The sequence below is a fragment of the Rugamonas sp. FW305-51 genome (assembly GCF_058786935.1).
Window position 1 is genome coordinate 150,172 of record NZ_JBYSZG010000001.1, and the last position, 21,599, is coordinate 171,770.

Below are 21,599 nucleotides of genomic sequence, written 5' to 3' on the forward strand. Positions count from 1 at the left end.
CACTGGTGGCATGGTCAGGCGGAGACTTTTTGCACGCTCGCCAGTGCGGCCGGCGGCTGGTCGGCCACGTCGTCGGGCGCATACAGGGACCGCATTTCCTCCGGCGTGGATGCGCCGTCGAGCACGCGCTCCATGCGCTGGCGATCCAAGGCTCCCACCCACTGGGCGATGGCCATGGTGCCGACGGCGTTGCCGATGGTGTTGGTGATGGCGCGCGCTTCGGACATGAAGCGGTCCACCCCCAGCAGCAGCACCATGCCGGCCACGGGGATCTTGCCCATCGAGGCGAGCGTCGCAGCCAGGGTGATGAAGCCGGACCCCGTCACGCCGGCCGAACCCTTGGAGGTCAGCATCAGCACGCCCATCACGACCAGCTGGTCGGTGATGGTGAGCGGCGTGTTGGTGGCCTGGGCGATGAAGATGGCGGCCATGGTGTAGTAGATGCACTGGCCGTCCGGGTTGAAGGTGACGCCGGCCGGAATGACCAGGCCGACCACGGGCTTGGACACGCCCACATGTTCCAGCTTGCGCATCAACTGCGGCACCACCGACTCGGACGAGCTGGTGCCCAGCACCGTGAAGATCTCTTCCTTGATGTAGCGCAGGAACTTGAACAGGCTGAAGCCGGACAGGCGCGCCACCAGGCCCAGCACGACGACCACGAACACGATGCAGGTCAGGTACATGCAGCCCATCAGCTGGCCCAGCGACAGCAGCGAGGCGACGCCGTATTTGCCCACCGTGAAGGCGATGGCGCCGAAGGCGGCAATGGGCGCGACCCGCATGATCATGCCGACCACGATGAACATGCCGTTGCTGAACGCTTCCAGGAAGTCGACCACCGGCTTGGCCCGGCGCCCCATGTGCGACAGCGCCATGCCGAACATGGTGGCGAACACCAGGATCTGCAGGATGTCGTTCTTGGCCAGCGATTCGACCACGCTGGTCGGTATCATCCCCAGCAGGAATTCCATGAAGCCGCCGGACTTGGCCGCGGCCGCCGTGTAGCTGGAGATACTTGAGGTATCAAGGGTATGGACGTCCACATTCATGCCGGCGCCAGGCTGGGCCACGTTGACCACGACCAGTCCCAGCAGCAAGGCGAAGGTGGACATCACTTCGAAATAGATCAGGGCCCGCATGCCCACGCGGCCCAGTTCCTTCATGCTCTCCATCTTGGCGATGCCCAGCACCACCATGGCGAAAATGACGGGGGCGAACACCATCTTGATGAGCCGGATGAAGGCATCGCCCAGCGGCTTGACGTCCGTGCCGAGCTTGGGATAGAAATAACCGAGCAGGCCGCCGGCGAGTACGCCGATCAATACCTGCACATAGAGTTTGGAATAAAAACGCCTGGACATGATGCTGTCTCCTGAAATGTAGTCTTGCCTGGATGCCGTCCCGCCCTGCTCTTGCGCGGCCGGTGGGGACGGACCGGCGCCGGCGATCCCGGCGCCTGGAACACGGGCCCTTATGCGGCCTGGCGCTGCAGGCCGGCCTGCAGGTCATCGCACACGGCGCGGGTCACGTCGGCCGTGGTGGCCATGCCGCCCAGGTCGCGCGTGTGCAACTGGGGATTGGCCGTGACGCGCTCGATGGCCTGCATCACGCGCCGGGCCGCCTCGTGTTCGCCCAGGTGCTCCAGCAGCATGACGACGGACCAGAAGGTGCCGACCGGATTGGCCAGGCCCTTGCCCATGATGTCGAAGGCCGAACCGTGAATCGGCTCGAACATGGACGGATAGCGGCGCTCGGGATCGATGTTGCCGGTGGGGGCGATACCGAGGCTGCCGGCCAGCGCCGCCGCCAGGTCGCTCAGGATGTCGGCGTGCAGGTTGGTGGCGACGATGGTGTCCAGGGTGGCCGGACGGTTGACCATGCGCGCGGTGGCGGCGTCCACCAGCTCCTTGTCCCATTTCACATCGGGGAAATCGCGCGACACTTCCAGCGCGATCTCGTCCCACATCACCATCGCGTGGCGCTGGGCGTTGCTCTTGGTGATGACGGTGAGCTGCTTGCGCGGCCGCGACTGGGCCAGCTTGAAGGCGTAGCGCAGGATGCGCTCGACGCCCACGCGCGTCATCATGCAGACGTCGGTAGCGGCCTCGATCGGGTGGCCCTGGTGCACGCGCCCGCCCACGCCCGAGTATTCGCCTTCCGAATTTTCGCGCACGATCACCCAGTTCAGGTCTTCCTGCCTGCAGCGCTTGAGGGGGCCGTCGATGCCGGGCAGGATGCGGGTGGGACGCACGTTGGCGTACTGGTCGAAGCCCTGGCAGATCTTCAGGCGCAGGCCCCACAGCGTGATGTGGTCGGGGATGTCCGGATCGCCGGCGGAACCGAACAGGATGGCGTCCTTGTTGCGCAGCGCGTCCAGGCCGTCGGCCGGCATCATCACGCCATGCTGGCGATAGTAGTCGCCGCCCCAGTCGAAGTCCTCGAACGCGAACTGGAAGGTGTTGCTGGTGGCGGCCAAGGCCGCCAGTACTTGCTGGCCGGCTGGCACGACTTCCTTGCCGATGCCGTCGCCGGGGATGGTTGCGATCTGGTAGGTCTTCATTTACGGTCTCCTGTGATTGAGGTGGCGGGATGTGCAGCCACTGTAGCGAGTGGACGGCCCCGCATAACTGGCCTAAACTCAATCCATTGTTAACCCAGGACTCAACAATCAACCATGAGCAACGGATTCCAGCCTGCCGAATTGAGCTTTATCGTGTCGTTGTCCAATTGCGGCAGCCTGAGCGGGGCGGCGCGCGAGCTGGGCATCACCACCTCGGCCGTCAGCAAGCGGCTGAGCCAGATCGAGGCGCGGCTGGGCGTGCCGCTGGTGAACCGCACCACCAGGCGCATGAGCCTGACGCCGGAAGGGGAAGTCCTGCTGGAGCATGCGCGCCGTATCCTCGACGAGATCGCCGAACTGGACCAGCTGCTGACCAGCTCCAAGGGTGTGCCCAAGGGCCAGTTGCGGGTCAACGCGACGCTGGGGTTCGGCCGGCTCCATATCGCGCCCGCCATTTCGAAATACGTGCTGCGCTATCCGGAGGTGGATGTGCAGCTGCAGCTGTCGGTCGACCCGCCGCCGTTGACGGACGACCAGTTCGACGTCTGCATCCGCTTCGGCGCGCCGGCCGACACGCGCGTGGTGGCCAAGCGCCTGGCGGCCAACCGGCGCCTGCTGTGCGCCTCGCCCAAGTACCTGGCCCGGCGCGGCGAGCCCAAGTCGCCGGCCGAACTGGGCCGCCACAACTGCATCTGCATCCGGCAAGGTGACGAAGCGTATGGCCTGTGGCGCCTGTCTTCCGGGCGCGGCGCCGGGCACGATGGGGATGCCGTCAAGGTGCGCGGCAACTTGACGACAAACGATGGCGAGATCGCCGTCAACTGGGCGCTGGACGGGCACGGCATCCTGATGCGGGCCGAGTGGGATATCGAGCGCTACCTGGAGACGGGGCGCCTGGTCCAGGTCCTGCCCCAGTACCGCACGCCCGATGCCGACATCTATGCCGTCTATCCGCAGCGGCACCAGCTGTCGGCCCGCATCCGCACCTTCGTCGAGTTCCTGACGGAGGCGTTTGAACGGTTCGACTGAGCGGGCCGGCGCACTGGCCAGGATATTTGATCAGGAGAGGTACTCGCCCGCCGCGCCGGGCAGCTGCCCGCTAGGCCGCCGCCGGCGCGTGCTGGCGCCGTATCGTCATCACGATGCCGGCGGCCACCAGGCAGGCCGCGCCGGCGGCGAACAGCGCCGGGTTATAGGTGAGCATGAGCGTGCGGATGCGGCCCGCACCGTAGGCGGCCACGGCCGCGCCCAGCTGGTGGCCGGCGAAGATCCAGCCGAACACCATGCCCGCGCGCTCCTTGCCGAAGGTGGCGCCCACCAGGCGCACGGTCGGCGGCACGGTGGCGATCCAGTCAAGGCCGTAGAACAGCGCGAACATCGACAGGCCGTAGAGCGTGAATTCCGAATACGGCAGCCAGAACAGCGACAGCCCGCGCAAGCCGTAGTACCAGAACAGCAGCTTGCGGTTGTCGTAGCGGTCCGACAGCCAGCCCGAGCTGATGGTGCCGACGAGGTCGAACGCGCCCATCATCGCCAGCACGGAGGCGGCCGGCACGGCGCTCAGGCCGGCGTCGCCGCACAAGGAAATGAAGTGGGTCTGGATCAGGCCGTTGGTGCTCAGGCCGCAGATGAAGAAGGTGCCGAACAGCGCCCAGAACGTGCGATTTGGCGCCACGCTGGCGAGCACCCGGAACGGCGTGGCGAAGGTCACGCGCATGGGCGCGGGCGCAGGCGCGAGCGCCGTGGCGGGGTCGGCGCCGTACGCGGCCAGGCCCATGTCACGCGGACGGTCGCGCATGAACAGCAACGCCAGCACGGCCACGATGGCGCAGCTGGTGAGCACGGGGAACAGCGCCGTGCGCCAGCCGAAATGCTCGATGAGCCAGGCGCCCGCGGGCAGGAACAGCAACTGCCCCGTGGCCGAACTGGCCGTCAGCAGGCCGATGACGAGGCCGCGGCGCGCGTCGAACCAGCGGTTGGCCACGACGGCCGAGAGCACCAGCGCCGTCATCCCCGAGCCCACGCCAAGCATGATGCCAAACAGCGCCACGAGCTGCCAGAACGCCGTCATGCGCGTGGCCAGCAGCATGCCCGAGGTGATCAGCGCGAGCGCCGTGCAGACGACGCGGCGCAGCCCGAAACGCTCCATGAGGATAGCGGCGAACGGCCCCATGAGGCCGAACAGCACGAAGCGCACGGCCAGCGCCGACGAGATCTGTTCAGCGTTCCAGCCGAATTCGTGGCTCAACGGCTGCATCAGCGCGCCGGGCAGGCCCAGTGCCGCCGACGAGGTCAGCGCGGTCAGGAAGGTGATCGCGGCGACGACCCAGGCGTAGTGGATGCCGCGCCGGCCGAGCCAGGCGGAGAAAGGTTGGGAGAGCATGAGCGGGTCCTGTGGAGCGGTATTGGTGGCGTTGTCGGAGCTGGCGGAATCGGCGGCCAGCCTCAGTGCGTGTGCAGCGCGGCCAGCGCGGCGGTGAGGATGGCGTCGGAAACGGGGTCGCCATCGGTGGCGCGTGCCAGCGTCAGCGCGCCCACCATCATGGCGAGCGCCTGCATGGCGTGCTGCTCGCGCGCCGCGGCGTCATCGCCGTCGGCCATGCGCGCCAGTTGCGCCAGCAGCTGCTTGGTGCCGGCCACGTATGACGCGCGCACGGGCGCATCGGCATCCTCGCGCGCGACGTCGGACGCCAGCGCCGCCACCGGGCAACCCGCACCCGCGTTGTCGCGGCTACGGGCCGACAGGTAGTTCGACACCAGCGCATCGAAGGCGGCCTGCTTGCCGGCGCCGCTGTCGCAGCGCGCCGACCAGCGTGCCGTCGACTCGGCGAAGGTCTTCTCGCAGGCGGCCGCCAGCAGGGCATCCTTGGACGCGAAATGGCCGTAGAATCCGCCGTGCGTGAGGCCGGCAGCGCCCATCAGGTCATTCACGCTGACGGCCTTGAAGCCCTGTTCGCGGAACAGGCGCGCCGCCGCCTGCTCGATGGCGGCGCGGTTCGTTTCGGTTTGCTGGCGCGATACGCGTGGCATGGCGGGCTCCTTTTCATCTGATAATAAATGATGGTAGTCATAAATAAAATAGATGTCAAGTATCATTAATGAGAGTGCGAGGGCGCGCTGAAATCTCCGGGCTAGAGGAAAGGCTCTAAGGGGACAGGCAGCAACCTGTGCCCGCCGTGAATCGCATACAATCGCCGCTCCAGATTCATGCATTTATGGCAAGTTCCAGGCCCCGGATGCCGTCCGGCGTGCGGCGCTGGCAAGCCGCTCCCGGGAGACGAACAGCGATGTTGAGCAGCAACCAGAATCAAACGTATCAAGCGGCGGCCGGCTTCCAGCCCGGCGTCCCCCTGCAGCTGCAGGTGCAGCGCGCCCTGGGCCTGCACCAGCAAGGCCAGCTCGATGCGGCCGCAAGCCTGTACACGGCCATCCTGGCGCGCCACGCCAAACAGCCAGAATGCCTGCACTACCTGGGCGTCATCAAGTACCAGCAGGGACGGCACCAGGAGGCCGTGGACCTGATCAAGAAGGCCATCAACCTCAACAAGAACGACCCCGAAGCCCATTCCAACCTGGGGCTGGCCCTGCACGGCAACGGCCGCCATCAGCTGGCGCTCGACAGCTACGCGCGGGCGCTGGCGCTCAACCCGCGCCATCCGGACGCCCTCAACAACCGCGGCAATGTGTACCGCGACCTGAACCGCTTCGACGATGCGCTGGCCGACTACGACGGCGCGCTGGCCTTGCGGCCCCGCTTCGCGCTGGCCCTGGCCGCCCGCGCCGACGTGCTCAACCGCCTGGGCCGGACCGGGGAAGCGCTGGCCGCCATCGACCGCGCGCTGGCGCTGCAGGCGACGCCCGAGCTGCACAACGCGCGCGGCACCGTGCTGCAAACGCTGCACCGGCGCGACGAAGCCCTGCTCTGCTTCGAGCAGGCATTGCAGCTCGATCCCACCCACCTCAACGCGTGGAACCACAAGGCCGGCGCCCTGTACCTGATGGGACGGCGCGAGGCGGCCCTGGTCGCGCTGGACGAAGCGGCCCGGCTGGCGCCGCAGGCGGCCGACATCCGGCTCAAGCAAGCGGTCGTCAAGCTGCCCATCATCCGCCCGGCCGGCGACGACCTGGCGGCGGTGCGCGCCGGCTTCGCCCGCGACCTGGCCGACTTCGAGGCCTGGCTGGCGCAGCGCGGCCCGTCCGACCCCGTGCCCAATCCGCTGGCCGTGGTGGGCGGCTGCCATCCGTTCTACCTCAGCTATCACGAGCTGGACAACCGCGCGCTGCTGTCGCAGTACGGCGCCATCTGCAGCCGGCTGATGGGCCAGTGGGCCGCCCAGCGCGGCCTGCCCGCCGTCCCCGCCGCCCGCAAGGCCGGCCCGGGGACTATCCGGGTCGGCGTGGTGTCGGCCCACATCGTCGAGCATCCCGTGTGGCGCGCCATCGTGCGCGGCTGGTTCAGCGAACTCGATCGCGACCGTTTCGAGCTGCACCTGTTCTACCTGGGCAGCCAGGAGGACGGCGAGACGGCCTACGCCCGCAGCCGCGCCGCCGTCATGCACCAGGGCGCGCGCTCCGAACTGGAATGGGCCAGGCTGATCGCCGGCGCCAACGTCGATGTGCTGATCTATCCCGAGCTGGGCATGGATGCCATGGCGCCCCGCCTGGCCGCGCTGCGCCTGGCGCCGCGCCAGCTGGCCACCTGGGGCCATCCCGAGACGACGGGCCTGCCCACCATCGACGCCTACCTGTCGGCCGCCGGGCTGGAGGACGAGCAGGCGCAGGACCATTACGCGGAACAGCTGGTGCGCCTGCCCAACCTGGGCTGCTGCTACGCACCGGCCGCCGTGCCGCCGGCCGAGGTGGACCTGGCGGCGCTGGGCGTGCGCGCCGGCGTGCCGCTGTTCATCTGCCCCGGTTCGCCGTTCAAGTACGCGCCCGAATACGACGACGTGCTGGTGCAGATCGCCCAGCGCTGCGGCCCCTGCCAGTTCCTGTTCTTCTCCAACGTCCAGGCCAGCCACCTGACGGCGCTGTTGCAGGCGCGCCTGGCGCAGGCGTTCGCGCAGGCCGGACTGGCGCCGCAAGACTACCTGGTGAGCATCCCGTGGCAACCGCCCGCCCGCTTCTACAGCATCCTGCGCCAGGCCGACGTGTTCCTCGATACGATAGGCTTCTCGGGCTTTAACACGGCCATGCAGGCGGTGGACTGCGCGCTGCCGGTGGTGACGGTGGAAGGCCGCTACATGCGTGGCCGCTTCGGCAGCGCCATCCTGCGCCGCATGGGGCTGGACCACCTGGTGCAGGCCGACGGCGACGGCTACGTGGCGCTGGCCGCCAGCCTGGCCGGCGACGCCGCCCTGCGCGCCACGGTGCGCGAGGCCATCACGGCCCGGCGCGATGTGCTGTACCACGACCGGACGCCGGTACGGGCCCTCGAGGACTACCTGGCCACGCTCGTCGCCGGCTGACGGGACGGCGCCGGGCCGCCGGCCTCACTCGTCCTGGCAGGCGTCCGCCCTCGGCTGAGGGTGCGGGTGCGGCTGGCCATGGTCCGGCCTGGCCGGCCCGTACCACTGGTAGTTGTTGCGGCCCCGCTCCTTGGCGCGGTACATGGCCACATCGGCGCTTTTCATCATGCTCGTGAGGTCCGTGCCGTCGTGCGGATAGCTGCTGATGCCGATGCTGATGGTGACGCTGATGTCGCGCTGCCCCAGCGCGAAGGCCGGCGCCATGGCATCCATGATCTGCCTGGCGGTCTGGCTGACGCTGTCGGCATCCATCGGCTCCGTCGTCAGCACCACGAACTCGTCGCCGCCCAGGCGGGCCACGACGTCGGACGGGCGCACGCTGGCGGTCAGCCGGCCGGCCACTTCCTGCAGCAGCTTGTCGCCCGCGTCATGTCCCAGCTCGTCGTTGATGATCTTGAAGCGGTCGACGTCGATGAACATCAGGGCGAAGCTGCCCTCCTCCAGTTCCTTCCTGGTCAGCAGGTCGTCGAGCGCATCCATGAACATGGCCCGGTTGGGCAGTCCCGTCAGCTCGTCGTAGAAGGCGCGGCGCTGCAGCTCCTGCTGGTGGCGCTTGCGCAGCTCGATGTTGTTGACCGCCGTGAGCACGCATTCCTCGCCGTCATACTGTATGCACTGCGACGACAGGCTGGCCCAGAACAGGACGCCGCGCGTATCGCGCAGCCGCACTTCCCAGTCCTCGACGCTGCGGTGCTGGCGCAGCTGCGCCAGCAGTGCCTCGCGGTCGTCCGGGCGCACATAGAAGTCACCGGGGCGGGCCTGTTGCAGCCCGCCGGCGGCCAGCTTGAACTGTTTCAAGGCATGTTCGTTGGCGAACACGATGGCCTCGTCACGCAGCCTGACGATGACGATGGGCAGCGGAGCGAAGCGCAGCAAGGCCCGCAACTGGCGTTCGCCATGGCGCAGCATCCGCTCCACGCTCTCGGTATGGCGCACCATGCGCAGCGAAAACAGCAGCGCCGCGCCCAGCAGCAGCGATACGCCCACGAACAACACCACCAGCAAGATGGTCTTGGTCAGGCGCGCCGCCTGGCCCAGGGTCGAGGAGAAGGCATCCTCGAGCGGCTTCAGGCGCTGGTTGATGAGCGACAGCCGGCCCAGGTAGGGCAGCATGGCGTCCTCCCCTGTCCGGCCCGCGCGCACGGCCAGACGGATTTCCTGCGCCAGGGTCATCAGCCGGTCGATCTCGGCGTCGGCCCGGGTCCAGATGGCTATCGCCTCGTCGATGTCGGGTATGTGCCGGAAGTGGCGGAACAGGCCTATCATGCCGTCGATGTCGTCGGGGTGGTTGCGCCCGCGCAGGAAGCCGGCGCGCGCCAGTGCCAGGTCGGGCTCTGCGCGCTCGAGTTCGAGCCGCGCCTGGCGGTCGCCCAGGATCACGTCCAGCGCCTGCTCGTAGGATTGAAAATCGGCCGCCTGCTGGTAGCGCGCATAACGCGCCAGCGCGTACACGGCATCCTTCTGGGCCTTGGACCACAGGCCCTCGCCGCCGACATAAGCGCGTCCGGCCGACAGCAGGCCGATGCCGTAGTAGGTGAAGGCCAGCACCAGCACGATGATGGCGGAGAACAGCCAGGCGATCAGGATCAGGCGGCGGCTCTTCATGTCGCCGGCGGATGCCGCTTCGATGTGCAGGGATTCGGCCATCTGGTCGCTTTCTCAATGACGTAGCGTGTCCTCCATGCCGGCAGGGGCATCCACGCGGGCGCGCGTCGCCCCGCTACAGGCGTGCTGGAACAGGATGGGGGGACGGCCCTGGAGACTATCTGCGAGCAATCTTAGGATAGCAGCTTGCCGAACAGCCAAAATACACACATTCTCACTCTTTCCTATTCGCAACAACAACCTGCCGCCCTGCGGCGCGCGATGCTGTCCTGGTTGCGCTGCCCGGCCCGATATAGACGGCCCGGAAGTCGTTGACGTTGGTGAGGGTCGGACCGCTGACGACCGAGTCGCCCAGCGCCTGGAAGAATCCGTGGCCGTCATTGCTGGCCAGGCTGGCGCGGGGATTGATACCCCGCGCCCAGGCGCGCGCCAGCGAGTCAGGCGACAGGTAGGCGCCGGCAATGTCCTCCTGGCCGTCCACCCCATCGGTATCGCAGGCCATCGCATGGATGCCGGGCTTGCCGTCCAGCGCGATGCCCAGCGCCAGCAGGAACTCCACGTTGCGGCCACCCCGGCCGCTGCCGCGCACGGTGACCGTGGTTTCGCCTCCCGACAGCAGCACGCAGGGCGCGGTGAACGGCTGGCCGTGCGCTGCCACCTGGCTGGCGATGCCGGCCATGACCTTGCCGACGTCGCGCGCCTCCCCCTCGATGCTGTCGCCCAGGATATGCGCCGGCACGCCGGCGGCGGCAGCCACCGCCGCCGCCGCTTGCAGCGCCATCTGCGGCGTGGCGATCATGCGCAGCTGCGCGCCGGCCAGGCGCGGGTCGCCAGGCTTGACCGTTTCACCGGCGCCGCTTTCGAGCAGCTGGCGCACCGCGGCAGCGGGCGCGATGCCGTAGCGCTGCAGGATCGCCAGCGCCTCGCCGCAGGTGCTGCGGTCCGCCGCCGTCGGGCCGCTGGCAATGTCGGCAGGATCGTCGCCCGGCACGTCGGAGATGAGCAGTGTCACCACCCGAGCGGGGTGGCAGGCGGCCGCCAGCCGCCCGCCCTTGATGGCGGACAGGTGGCGGCGCACGCAGTTCATTTCGCTGATGGTGGCGCCGCTGGCCAGCAAGGCCTTGTTGATGGCCTGCTTGTCGGCCAGCGCCAGCCCTTCCCCCGGCAACGCCAGCAAGGCCGAACCGCCGCCCGAAATCAGGCAGATCACGAGGTCGTCGGCCGACAGGCCGGCCACGCTGTCGAGGATGCGCCGGGCGGCATCCATGCCCGCCTGGTCCGGCACCGGGTGTGCCGCTTCGAGCACTTCGATCCGCTCGCATGGCACCGCATACCCGTAGCGCGTCACCACCATTCCCGACAGTTCGCCGGGCCAATGCTGCTCCAGCACCCGCGCCATTTCGGCCGACGCCTTGCCGGCGCCGATCACGAGCGTGCGCCCGCGCGGCGGCGGCGGCAGATGTGCGGCCAGGCAATGGGAAGGCTGCGCCGCATCGACGGCCGCATCGAACATCCGCCGCAGCAATTGACGGGGATCGGTCATGGCGACAATCCCTTCATTGCGCGGCTCCCGCGCCGATCTCGAAATTGGCCATGATCTCCAGTGCGCGCACCAGCGACGAATGGTCCAGCCCCTTGCCGCCGTGGGCGGCGCAGGCGTTGAACAACTCCTGGGCGGTGGCCGTGTTGGGCAGGCTGAGGCCGAGCTGGCGCGCGCAGCCGAGCGCCAGGTTCAAGTCCTTCTGGTGCAGTTCGACCCGGAAGCCCGGCGCGAAGGTGCGCTTGATCATGCGCTCGCCATGCACCTCGAGTATGCGCGAGGCGGCAAATCCGCCCATCAGCGCCTGTCTCACCTTGCCCGGGTCCGCCCCCATGCGCGAGGCGAACAGCAACGCCTCGCCCACGGCTTCAATGTTGAGCGCCACAATGATCTGGTTGGCCACCTTGGTGGTCTGGCCGTCGCCATTGCCGCCCACCAGCGTGATGTTCTTGCCCATCAGTTCGAAGACGGGCCGCACCGCCTCAAATGCCTGCTCCGGCCCGCCCACCATGATGGTCAGGCTGGCCGCCTTGGCGCCCACTTCGCCGCCCGACACCGGCGCGTCGAGGTAAGCGCAACCGAGCGCGTTGATGCGGGCGGCGAAGCGCTTGGTCTCGATCGGTGAGATCGAGCTCATGTCCACCACGATCTTGCCGGCGGCAAGGCCTTGCCCCACGCCGCCTTCGGCAAACAGCACCTGTTCGACATCCGGCGTGTCCGGCACCATGATGATGATGATGTCGGCATTCTGCGCCACTTCCTGGCCCGAGCGACAGGCGATCGCGCCCTGCTCGGCCAGTTCCGCCTTGAGGGGCTGGCGGCTATATGCGTACAGGCGATGGCCGCCCTTGAGTATATTGAGCGCCATGGGCGTGCCCATGATGCCGAGACCGATAAATCCTATGTTGCTCATGCTGTTACTCCCTGGTTCGCTGACGGCTTGAATCTGGCGGCCAGCGCTTCCGCGCCGCGCGCCAGGATGCTGATGTCGCTGCCCACGGCAACGAAAGTGCAGCCAAGCTCGATGTAATGACGGGCCAGAGCCTCGTCACCGGTAAGGATGCCGGCGGCCTTGCCGCAGGCGCGTATCCGCGCGATCGCGTCGGCGATTGCCGCCACCACCTCGGGGTGTTTGGGATTGCCGATATGGCCCATCGCGGCCGACAGGTCGCCGGGCCCGATGAAGATGCCGTCCACGCCGTCAACCGCCGCGATCTTTTCGATATTGGCCAGCGCGAACGGCGTTTCCACCTGGACCAGCACGCACAGCTGCGCTTCGCACCGGGTCGGATAATCCTGCACACGGCCATAGTCGGAGGCGCGCGCCGCGGCCGAATAGCCGCGCACGCCCAACGGCGGATAGCGCGTGGCCGCCACCGCGCTGCGCGCCTCGTGCTCGTCCTGGACGAACGGAATCAAGAGCGTTTGCACGCCGATATCGAGATAGCGCTTGATGGTGACGGTATCGTTCCAGGGCGGGCGCACGATGGGATGCGTGCGCCCCTGGGCGGCCGCCTGCAATTGCGAATGCACCATCGGCAGCTCGTTGGGCGAATGCTCGGTGTCGAGCAGCAGCCAGTCGAAACCCGCATTGGCCAGCACCTCGACGGTGACGTTGTTCGACAGGCCGGACCACAAGCCGATCTGCAACTGGCCATGGGCGATGGCGTGCTTGAATTGATTGACAGGCAGATTCATGATCCGGACTCCGTAATCTCGTTATCCATCCCTCAGCGGTCGAAGCTGGGACGCTTGTTGTCGAACTTCCAGCCGGGGAAGAAGAACTGCATCGCCACCGCATCGTCGCGTACACCCAGCCCCTTGCGCAGGTACAGCTGGTGGGCCGCTTCGATCGCATCCATGTCGGCCTCCACGCCCAGGCCAGGCTTGGCCGGCACGGCGATCTTGCCGCCAACGATCTGCATCGGCTCAACGGTCAGGCGCTGGCCATCCTGCCAGATCCAGTGCGTATCGAGCGCCGTGATGGCCCCGGGTGCGGCCGCCCCGACCTGCGTAAACATGGCCAGCGAAATGTCGAAGTGGTTGTTCGAATGCGAGCCCCAGGTCAGGCCCCATTCGTGGCACATCTGCGCCACGCGCACGGAGCCCTGCATGGTCCAGAAGTGCGGGTCGGCCAGTGGAATGTCGACCGACTGCAGCAGGATGGCGTGCCCCATCTCGCGCCAGTCGGTGGCGATCATGTTGGTGGCCGTGCGCAGGCCGGTGGCGCGCCTGAACTCGGCCATCACTTCGCGGCCCGAATAGCCCTGCTCGGCGCCGCACGGGTCTTCCGCATAGGCCAGCACGTCGCCCTTGCCGCGGCACAGGCGTATCGCCTCCTTGAGCGACCAGGCGCCGTTGGGATCGAGCGTGATACGGGCATCGGGAAAACGTTCCGCCAGCGCCGTCACGGCCTCCATCTCCTCGTCACCGCGCAGCACGCCGCCCTTGAGCTTGAAGTCATTGAAACCGTAGCGTGCCTGGGCCGCTTCGGCCAGGCGCACAATCGCCTCCGGCGTCATGGCCTTTTCATGGCGCAGACGCGACCAGGCATCGGCCGCGTCGGGGTCGCTGTCGTATTCCAGCGTGGTGGCGGCGCGGTCGCCCACGTAGAACAGGTAGCCGAGCATCTCGACTTCGGCACGTTGCTGGCCGTTGCCGAGCAAGGCACATACCGGCACGTCCAGGAACTTGCCCAGCAAGTCCAGCAACGCCGCCTCCAGTGCCGTCACGGCATGGATGGTGACGCGCAGGTCGAAGGTCTGCAGGCCGCGGCCGCCCGCATCGCGATCGCGGAACGTTTCGCGCACCTGGTTGAGTATGCCCTGGTACTTGCCGATGGGCTGGCCGATGACCAGCTGGCGGGCATCCTCCAGCGTCTTGCGGATCGGCTCGCCACCGGGAACTTCGCCCAGTCCCGTATTGCCGGCGCTGTCCGTCAGGATCACGATGTTGCGCGTGAAGTAAGGACCGTGGGCGCCGCTCAGGTTCAGCAGCATGCTGTCCCGGCCCGCGACGGGAATGACCCGCATGCCGGTGATGACCGGCGTCTTCCCAGCGGCTTGCTGGGCGTACATATTTGTCATGGCTTGCATCTCCTATTCGATATCAGTCGTCGTACAACTAAAGTATAGGATTGCCGGCCTCAATTTGCAACAACACTTTAATGAATTTGATTGCGGCGGTGCGGTGCCGGGTGGCGCCCTGCCCGGAACCGGCAACATTCCCATGTCCGGACGGCTGCTTCCCGCGCGCACGTCCCATCAGGTGAGAAGAAGTGTGACCAGTAGCTTTAACGAATCGTCATGAGGTACGATGTCGTACGATGTGAGTGGAAATTATCGCTGGGAAACACGATTCATGTGGCAGCGGGCCAGGCCTCAACCGGCGAACATTGATGCCAATCATAAATTCACCTGTAGCTCGTCGAGTCCCAGATGGCACCTGGTTTGAAGCCCGGTGGAGTCTCCCCTGGCAGCCATTTTTGATAAAGCCGGGCGAACGTCCCGTCGCGTTTCATTTCATCGAGGCTGTGCTGCCATTCTTGTATGAGTGCGTCGGGCACATCGCGAGAAAACGCGATATAGCCTTGCGTTTTCAAAAAAGTGAATTGCAGCTTGACGTCTGACCTGGCGCCGCCAACCTTGCCTAACAATGTGCCGAGAGTAATGTTATCGGAAACCATCAGCGGCGCGCGACCGCGTATCAGCATGCGCACCATCGTTTCCGGCGTGCTCACTTCTTTGAGATTATCGAAACCGGCATTTTGCAGGATTTGCTGCGAAAAGAATCCACGCGGCACCAGCACACTGCTCACCGTCCTTGCTTCGGCCAGACTTGCGATGGCCGGTCCGGTTCCCGACAAGGAATAAAAGCCCGTTTGCGCCGTCATCAACGGCCCCACCCACTTGAACTGCGATTCGCGTGCCTTGGTACGCATGGTGGGAAACAGGACAACGTTCGGCCCCTTTACGGCCATGCGGTACGCCCGGGTCCAGGGCAGCACCTGTATCACCGCGCGGGTCCCGAGGCGCCTCTGTATCTCGTTCACGACGTCACTGCCAAGTCCGCTCGCCCTGCCTTCCTCACTGAAGACCACTGGAGGATATTCCGTGGCCAGTAGCTGCAGTTCCTGTGCCGGCGGCGCCGCGCCGACCGATGCCGCCATGGGCAGCGACAAGACCAAACTCAGCGCTACCAGGGCGAACTGCCGGATCACTGCTCCTGCTGTCGAACGCATAGCGATCTCCTCCATGTTGCGTGCGTCTGCCCACCCGTTGGCCAGGCATGGTGCTCGCCGCCGTACCGGGCAAAATCCGCCGCCGGCTGGGCACTACGCGTGACGTGCAGGTAGCGAAAGCGGCCCCCTTGTCCGCGCGCCTTGGCTTCATCTTACCGGCGCCATACGCAAGAAAACCGCGCCATTGATGACATGGTGTAACTACTCATTATCCCCTCAGCCCATTTATCCGCTGCCCCCTGCCGCGTACAGTGGCTTCACCCGATCAACACCGATCGGATCAACCGACCATCCACTAAGGGCTCACCATGAACCAGCAAAATCAAACCATTATCGTGACCGGCGCATCGCAGGGCATAGGCGCAGGCGTCGTCAACGCCTTCCTGGCACGCGGCTACAACGTCGTCGGCAATTCGCGCAGCATCAGCAAGAGCGCCGCCTTTACCCCCTCCGACCGGTTGGCGCTGGTCGATGGCAACATCGCCGAACCGGCCACCGCACAAAAGATCGTCGATACCGCGATCAGCAAATTCGGCGCCATTGACGGTCTGGTCAATAACGCCGGCATCTTCATCGCCAAGCCCTTCCTCGAGTATAGCCAGGACGATTTTCACGCGCTGGTCCACACCAACCTGGAAGGCTTTCTGTACATCAGCCAGCTGGTGATCAAGCAGATGCTGGCGCAGGGCCGTGGCGGCAGCATCGTCGGCATCAGCAGCACCCTGGCCATCGCGCCCAATGCCGCGCTGACGGCCGCCGTGCCGATGATTACCAAAGGCGGCATCGAAGCGGCCAGCCGCAGCCTGGCTTCGGAGTTTGCCAAACAGGGCATCCGCGTCAACGTGGTGGCGCCTGGCTCGGTCGATACCCCGCTGTTGAAGGACGTGCCCGTTGACTTCCTCAAGTCCCTGCACCCGATGGGTACGATTTCCAGCGTGGCCGACATCGCCGATGCCGTGGTGTACCTGACCGAAGCAAAACAAGTGACCGGCGAAGTGCTGCGGGTCGACGGCGGCGCGCACAACGGTAAGTGGTAAGGCGGCGGGCCGCTCTGTCCCGTCCGGCGCGCCAGCGCGCCGGACGGGAACAGTGGCTACGCGCGCTATTTCCTGCACTTGAAAGGAGATGTACATGGAACACAGCACGGCAATGGAAGAGAGACCGCACCGCGTCTGGTTGATCACCGGCGTCAGTTCCGGCCTGGGCCTGGCGTTTGCCCGGGCCGCGCTGGCCGCTGGCGATAGTGTCATCGGCACCGTACGCCAGCTGGCCGATCGCGCGAAATTCGAACAACTGGGCGACGGCCGGGCCCATGCGGTCGTGCTCGACATCAGCGACTTTGCCGCGATCGCACCCGCCGTGATGCAGATGATGCGGACGGTGGGCCCGATCGATGTGCTGGTCAACAACGCCGGCTACGGCCACGAAGGCACGCTCGAGGAGTCGCCCCTGGATCATTTGCGGCGCCAGTTCGACGTCAACGTCTTCGGCACCGTGGCGATGATCAAGGCAGTCTTGCCGCAAATGCGCCGGCGCCGCACGGGGCACATCGTCAACATCACGTCCATGGCAGGCCGGGTCGCGTTGCCGGGCCTGTCTTTCTACAGCGGCAGCAAGTTCGCGCTGGAGGGGATCACGGCGTCGCTGGCGCAGGAAGTCGCGCCATTCGGCGTCAGTGTCAGCGCATTCGCGCCGGGTTCCTTCCGCACCGATTGGGCGGGACGCTCGATGGTGCGCGCGCATCGCCACATCGCCGACTACGACGACATATTCGATCCGATCCGCGATGCCCGCAAGGCCAAGAGCGGGACCCAGGCTGGCGCGCCTGAACGGGCCGCCCAGGTCTTGCTCGACATACTGGCGTTGAAGCAGGCGCCACGCCATTTGCTGCTCGGCAGCGACGCGTTGGATCTGGTCCGCAACCGTCAGGAAGCGATGGCGGCCGAGCTGGAGCAATGGGACCCCGTTTCACGCTCGACGGACTACGGCTGATTTGCATAACGTTCATAACACTCACCACTGGAGTATCACCATGCCATACGTAAATATCCGCATCACCAAAGACGGCGCCACAGCCGGGCAAAAACTGGCCCTGATCGAGGGCGTCACCGACCTGCTCGTGCGCGTGCTGAACAAGAACCCGGCTACCACCTTCGTCATCATCGACGAGGTCGAGACCGACAACTGGGGCGGCAATCGCGAGAGCGCGACGGCCCAGCGTGCCCGCCAGGCTGCCGCCAAGGCCGGGGGGCAGCCATGAAACTGATCTTTGTCGCCGACCCCATGTGTTCATGGTGCTACGGCTTCGCCAAGGAAATGACTGCCCTGGCCGAACGTCACCCCGAATTGCCCGTCGAGATCTTGGTGGGCGGCTTGCGGGCTGGCGCCACCGATGTGCTCGACGAGAACGGCAAGCAGTTCCGCCTCACCCATTGGGCCCGCGTCGAAGAGGCCAGCGGACTGCCGTTCAACCGCAAGGCCCTGATGGCGCGCAAGAACTTCGTCTACGATACGGAACCGATATGCCGCGCGGTGGTGACGGCACGGCGCGTGGCCCCCGCGGCCGACCAGCTGGCGCTGTTCCGCGCCCTGCAGGTGGCGTTCTATGTCGATGGTCTCGATACCACCGATGGCGCGGTGCTGGCCCGGACCGCGGTCGCCGGACTGCAGGCGCAGGGCATCATGGCCGACGCCGCCGCCTTCCAGCTGGCGTGGTCAGATCCGGCGACGATTGCCGCCGCGGCCGCGGAGTTCGCGCTGGTGCGGGCCATCGGCATCCGCAGTTTCCCGGCCTTGTTGCTCGAGGCCGGGGAACAACGCGTCGCCATCAGCCTGGGCTACGCCCATGTGGAGCAGCTCGAGCAGCAACTCCAGGACGCGCAGGCGGCACTGGCGGAGCGCCATGGCCGCAAAAAAAGGGGTACGTCCCCATTTCCAAGAAAAGGGGTACGTCCCCATTTTTGTCCGCGAAGCCGGCTTAGCGGTCCTTTAACTTAACGGCATTAGGGTCAGTAATGGGCGATTTCATAACCGAAGCGGGACGCCGCGCTGACGATGTGTTCCCCCATCAGCCGGCGCGCCAGCCCCGCATCCTTGTCGATGAAGGCTTGCACCAGCGCTTCATGCTCGTCCCGCGCCGCGTGCGGAATGTTGCCGAACATCGGCCCGTGGCGCGCGAAGTTGGCCGCGATGAGCGGCCGCATCGGTTCGAGCACGGTGCGTATCATCGCCTCCAGGTAATCGTTGCCCGAGGCGGCAGCCACGGCCCGGTGAAAGTCGAGGTCGGCGTTGACGGTGGCGGCGGTCGGCGCGCCCTCGAAGCGCATGCGCTCGACCGCGTCGCGGATGCCTTTGAGCTTGCGCGGGGTCATGGATGCGGCGGCCAGCGCGGCGGCCTGGCCTTCCAGCGCGGCGCGCACCTCGAACATATTGCGGATGGTGTTGTCCCCTTCCAGCAACTGTGCGTCAACCTGGCCCAGCGGCTCCGCCGCCTGCGCCGTCACGGACACAAAGGCGCCTATCCCCTGGCGCGACTGGACCAGGCCCTGGCTGCGCAAGCTGGCGATGGCTTCGCGCACGACATTGCGGCTGACGCCGAAATTCTGCGCCAGGAATTGCTCCGTCGGCAGGCGGTCCCCATGCCGCAGGCGCCCCGAAGCGATCTCCTCGCTCAACGCGGCGACCAGGTGCTCGGCCAGATGGGGCCTGCGCTCGACCCGCCGGACGTTCATTTCGTTCATATGTATGGTTCCTTTTCGCTGTCATCTTATTCTACATCAGGATAACAACAGTCCACCCTGCCCCGCCCATAGTATCACTGCTCGCTGCGCAAAAAAAGAACAAGTTATTCTCTTGCAGGACAACCGAATGTCTCCTATCATACAACCATACACAACACCGCTCCCGCGGAAAACAGCGCCGGGGCCCACGTCACACACGGAGGAGTACACATGAAAATCGCCAACATTGAAGCCATCGCGCTGCGCATCCCCTTTACCTCGGGCGGCCAGTCGGCCGGCGGCGTCTGGGGCAGCAAGGATCTGCAGGTCGTCGATTCGCTGCTCGTCAAAGTGACCGCCGATGACGGCACCGTGGGCTGGGGCGAGACGTTCGGCTTCACCGCCATCCCGGCGGTCAAGCTGGTGATCGACACCATCCTGGCGCCCGAGGTGATCGGGCGCGACGTCACCCAGCGTGAAAAGCTGATGGCCGAGCTGCAGAAGAAATGGCATATCTTCGGCCGCAGCGGCGCCTTTATCTACGGCCTCTCGGCGATCGACATCGCGCTGTGGGACATCGCCGGCAAGCGCGCCAGCCAGCCCATCTACCAACTGCTGGGCGGCAGCGACGCGACCTCGCTGTCCGCTTACGCCAGCCTGATCCGTTATGGCGAACCGGAGCTGGTGCGGCGCAATGTGCGGCGCGCCGTCGACGCCGGCTATAAATACCTGAAGCTGCACGAAATCGATGTCGCCTGCGTCCGTGCGGCGCGCGAAGCGGCCGGCCCGGACATCGAAATCACGCTGGACGTCAACTGCCCGTGGAGCGTGCGCGAAGCGCTCGACATGGCCGAACAGCTGCGCCCGTTCAACCTGCGCTGGCTGGAAGAGCCGGTATGGCCGCCGGAGAACTACCCCGGCCTGGCCACGGTCCGCCAACAGGGTGGCATTCCCGTGGCGGCCGGCGAGAACGCCTCCACGCTGATGGACTTCCAGCACATGCTGGAAGCGGGCGCCGTCGATTTCATCCAGCCCAGCCCGGCCAAGATGGGCGGCATCACTGAGCTGCAGAAAGTCTATGCGCTGGCCAAGGCGCACAACACCACCGTCATGGTCCATACCTTCTACGACGGCCCCGGCCTGCTGGCCAGCGTGCACGCCAGCGCCGCGCTGGGCGGTGCCAACGCCATCGTCGAATGGCGCTATTTCGACCTGGAGGCGCAGTTGTATGGCGACGCCATCATTCCCAAAAACGGCGCGATCGCCGTTCCGCAAGCACCCGGACTGGGTCTCGAACCGGATCTCGATGTGATCCGCGACTACCGGCTGGCATAACGATTTTTTCCTGGAGAGAGACATGAACGACATGACCCGACGTACCTTCCTGCAAGGCAGTGCAGCCGCCATCGCCCTTCCCGTGCTCGCGGCGATGCCCACCATCGCCCGCGCCGCGGAATTCAGCTTCAAGTGCGGACACGACCTGCCGGCCACCCACCCGGTGCACCTGCGCCTGCTCGAAGCGGCGCAAAGAATCAAGGCCGAGACCCAGGGCCGCTTCGACCTGCAGATCTATGGCAACAATCAGCTCGGCGGCGACACCGACATGCTGGGCCAGACCCGTTCGGGCGGCCTGGAGATGAGCCTGATGCCCGATGTGATCCTGGGCACCCTGGTGCCGCTGGCCTCGATCAATGGCGTCGGCTTTGCCTTCAACGACGACAAGGGCGCGCATGCCGCCATGGACGGCGACCTGGGCGCCCATATCCGGGCCGGCATCAGCAAGTCCGGCCTGGCCGTGATGGAGAACATCTGGGAGAACGGTTTCCGCCAGCTGACCAGCGCTTCGCATCCGATCCGCACCCCGGCCGACCTGCAGGGGTTCAAGGTGCGGGTGCCGGTCGCGCCGCTGTGGGTGTCGATGTTCAAGGCGTTCGGCGCGGGTCCCACGGCGCTTAACCTGAGCGAACTGTATTCGGCCCTGCAGACCCGCATCGTGGAGGGGCAGGAAAACCCGCTGGTGACGATAGACACGGCCAAGTATTACGAGGTGCAGAAATACTGTTCCATCACCAACCACGTGTGGAACGGCTATTGGCTGCTGATGAATCCGCGGCGCTGGAATACGCTGCCGCCGGCCATCCAGGCCATCGTGCGCAAGAATATGAACCAATCGGCCATGGACCTGCGGGCCGACGTGGCGCGCCTCAACCCCTCGCTGGAACAGACGCTGGCCAAGAAAGGCATGATCGTCAACCATGCCGACCCCAAGCCCTTCCGCGATGCCTTGCGCAAGGCCGGCTTCTACGCTGAGTGGCGCAAGAAATTTGGCGAAGAAAGCTGGGCCGTGCTGACCAGGTACGCACCGGACGTGGCCTGAGCCAGGCCCACATTATCTCGAGACGAA

19 protein-coding genes are annotated in these 21,599 nt (G+C 66.2%); 8 read left to right on the forward strand and 11 right to left on the reverse strand.

The window, feature by feature from the left end; all coding sequences use genetic code 11:
- Positions 1 to 14 precede the first annotated feature (14 nt).
- Entirely contained in the window at positions 15 to 1,364 is a 1,350-nt protein-coding gene (gene dctA, locus AC3WOS_RS00610; protein WP_492713820.1) for a C4-dicarboxylate transporter DctA, read from the reverse strand.
- Positions 1,365 to 1,474: 110 nt separating this feature from the next.
- Positions 1,475 to 2,563, reverse strand: coding sequence for a tartrate dehydrogenase (locus tag AC3WOS_RS00615; RefSeq protein WP_492713822.1), 1,089 nt, complete (start codon positions 2,561 to 2,563; stop codon positions 1,475 to 1,477).
- Between the two features lie 114 nt (positions 2,564 to 2,677).
- On the opposite strand from AC3WOS_RS00615, the gene AC3WOS_RS00620 reads away from it, so the two are divergent.
- Entirely contained in the window at positions 2,678 to 3,592 is a 915-nt protein-coding gene (locus AC3WOS_RS00620; protein WP_492713824.1) for a LysR family transcriptional regulator, read from the forward strand.
- A gap of 70 nt (positions 3,593 to 3,662) precedes the next feature.
- On the opposite strand, the gene AC3WOS_RS00625 is transcribed toward AC3WOS_RS00620, so the two are convergent.
- Complete coding sequence (locus AC3WOS_RS00625) at positions 3,663 to 4,946, reverse strand: MFS transporter (protein WP_492713826.1); 1,284 nt, start codon at positions 4,944 to 4,946, stop codon at positions 3,663 to 3,665.
- A gap of 62 nt (positions 4,947 to 5,008) precedes the next feature.
- Positions 5,009 to 5,593 carry a TetR/AcrR family transcriptional regulator gene (locus AC3WOS_RS00630; RefSeq protein ID WP_492713827.1) on the reverse strand — a complete coding sequence of 195 codons (585 nt, stop codon included), beginning with the start codon at positions 5,591 to 5,593 and terminating at the stop codon, positions 5,009 to 5,011.
- A 257-nt stretch (positions 5,594 to 5,850) separates the two neighbouring features.
- On the opposite strand from AC3WOS_RS00630, the gene AC3WOS_RS00635 reads away from it, so the two are divergent.
- On the forward strand, positions 5,851 to 8,031 hold the full coding sequence (locus tag AC3WOS_RS00635) for an O-linked N-acetylglucosamine transferase, SPINDLY family protein (RefSeq protein ID WP_492713829.1): 2,181 nt from the start codon (positions 5,851 to 5,853) through the stop codon (positions 8,029 to 8,031).
- 24 nt (positions 8,032 to 8,055) lie between these two features.
- Here the strand turns inward: AC3WOS_RS00635 and AC3WOS_RS00640 are convergent, their stop codons facing one another.
- From AC3WOS_RS00640 to AC3WOS_RS00665, 6 genes are all read right to left on the reverse strand, one after another.
- Positions 8,056 to 9,738 (reverse strand): diguanylate cyclase domain-containing protein, encoded by a 1,683-nt coding sequence (locus AC3WOS_RS00640; protein ID WP_492713831.1) that lies wholly within the window; start codon positions 9,736 to 9,738, stop codon positions 8,056 to 8,058.
- A 172-nt stretch (positions 9,739 to 9,910) separates the two neighbouring features.
- On the reverse strand, positions 9,911 to 11,239 hold the full coding sequence (locus tag AC3WOS_RS00645; RefSeq protein ID WP_492713834.1) for a glycerate kinase type-2 family protein: 1,329 nt from the start codon (positions 11,237 to 11,239) through the stop codon (positions 9,911 to 9,913).
- Between the two features lie 13 nt (positions 11,240 to 11,252).
- Positions 11,253 to 12,149: a 2-hydroxy-3-oxopropionate reductase gene (gene glxR, locus AC3WOS_RS00650; protein ID WP_492713835.1), complete on the reverse strand. Its 897-nt coding sequence runs from the start codon at positions 12,147 to 12,149 to the stop codon at positions 11,253 to 11,255.
- Positions 12,146 to 12,934, reverse strand: coding sequence for an aldolase/citrate lyase family protein (locus AC3WOS_RS00655; RefSeq protein ID WP_492713837.1), 789 nt, complete (start codon positions 12,932 to 12,934; stop codon positions 12,146 to 12,148). Before AC3WOS_RS00655 ends, glxR begins: the two co-directional genes overlap by 4 nt.
- 32 nt (positions 12,935 to 12,966) lie before the next feature.
- A complete protein-coding gene (gudD, locus tag AC3WOS_RS00660) occupies positions 12,967 to 14,313 on the reverse strand; it encodes a glucarate dehydratase (RefSeq protein ID WP_492714005.1) in 1,347 nt (448 codons plus the stop codon).
- A 335-nt stretch (positions 14,314 to 14,648) separates the two neighbouring features.
- Positions 14,649 to 15,476: a substrate-binding periplasmic protein gene (locus AC3WOS_RS00665; RefSeq protein WP_492713839.1), complete on the reverse strand. Its 828-nt coding sequence runs from the start codon at positions 15,474 to 15,476 to the stop codon at positions 14,649 to 14,651.
- Between the two features lie 308 nt (positions 15,477 to 15,784).
- Here AC3WOS_RS00665 and AC3WOS_RS00670 point away from each other — a divergent pair, with 308 nt between their 5' ends.
- From AC3WOS_RS00670 to AC3WOS_RS00685, 4 genes are all read left to right on the forward strand, one after another.
- Complete coding sequence (locus AC3WOS_RS00670; RefSeq protein ID WP_492713841.1) at positions 15,785 to 16,513, forward strand: SDR family NAD(P)-dependent oxidoreductase; 729 nt, start codon at positions 15,785 to 15,787, stop codon at positions 16,511 to 16,513.
- A gap of 94 nt (positions 16,514 to 16,607) precedes the next feature.
- Positions 16,608 to 17,468, forward strand: coding sequence for an oxidoreductase (locus AC3WOS_RS00675; protein WP_492713842.1), 861 nt, complete (start codon positions 16,608 to 16,610; stop codon positions 17,466 to 17,468).
- Positions 17,469 to 17,508: 40 nt separating this feature from the next.
- Positions 17,509 to 17,736 carry a tautomerase family protein gene (locus AC3WOS_RS00680; protein WP_492713843.1) on the forward strand — a complete coding sequence of 76 codons (228 nt, stop codon included), beginning with the start codon at positions 17,509 to 17,511 and terminating at the stop codon, positions 17,734 to 17,736.
- Positions 17,733 to 18,473, forward strand: coding sequence for a DsbA family protein (locus tag AC3WOS_RS00685; RefSeq protein ID WP_492713845.1), 741 nt, complete (start codon positions 17,733 to 17,735; stop codon positions 18,471 to 18,473). The genes AC3WOS_RS00680 and AC3WOS_RS00685 overlap by 4 nt, the downstream gene beginning before the upstream one ends.
- Before the next feature lie 11 nt (positions 18,474 to 18,484).
- On the opposite strand, the gene AC3WOS_RS00690 is transcribed toward AC3WOS_RS00685, so the two are convergent.
- Complete coding sequence (locus AC3WOS_RS00690) at positions 18,485 to 19,216, reverse strand: FadR/GntR family transcriptional regulator (protein WP_492713847.1); 732 nt, start codon at positions 19,214 to 19,216, stop codon at positions 18,485 to 18,487.
- A gap of 210 nt (positions 19,217 to 19,426) precedes the next feature.
- Here AC3WOS_RS00690 and AC3WOS_RS00695 point away from each other — a divergent pair, with 210 nt between their 5' ends.
- Together AC3WOS_RS00695 and AC3WOS_RS00700 are read left to right on the forward strand one after the other, a co-directional pair.
- Positions 19,427 to 20,530 (forward strand): mandelate racemase/muconate lactonizing enzyme family protein, encoded by a 1,104-nt coding sequence (locus AC3WOS_RS00695; RefSeq protein WP_492713848.1) that lies wholly within the window; start codon positions 19,427 to 19,429, stop codon positions 20,528 to 20,530.
- 22 nt (positions 20,531 to 20,552) lie between these two features.
- On the forward strand, positions 20,553 to 21,572 hold the full coding sequence (locus AC3WOS_RS00700; RefSeq protein ID WP_492713850.1) for a TRAP transporter substrate-binding protein: 1,020 nt from the start codon (positions 20,553 to 20,555) through the stop codon (positions 21,570 to 21,572).
- Positions 21,573 to 21,599 lie beyond the last annotated feature (27 nt).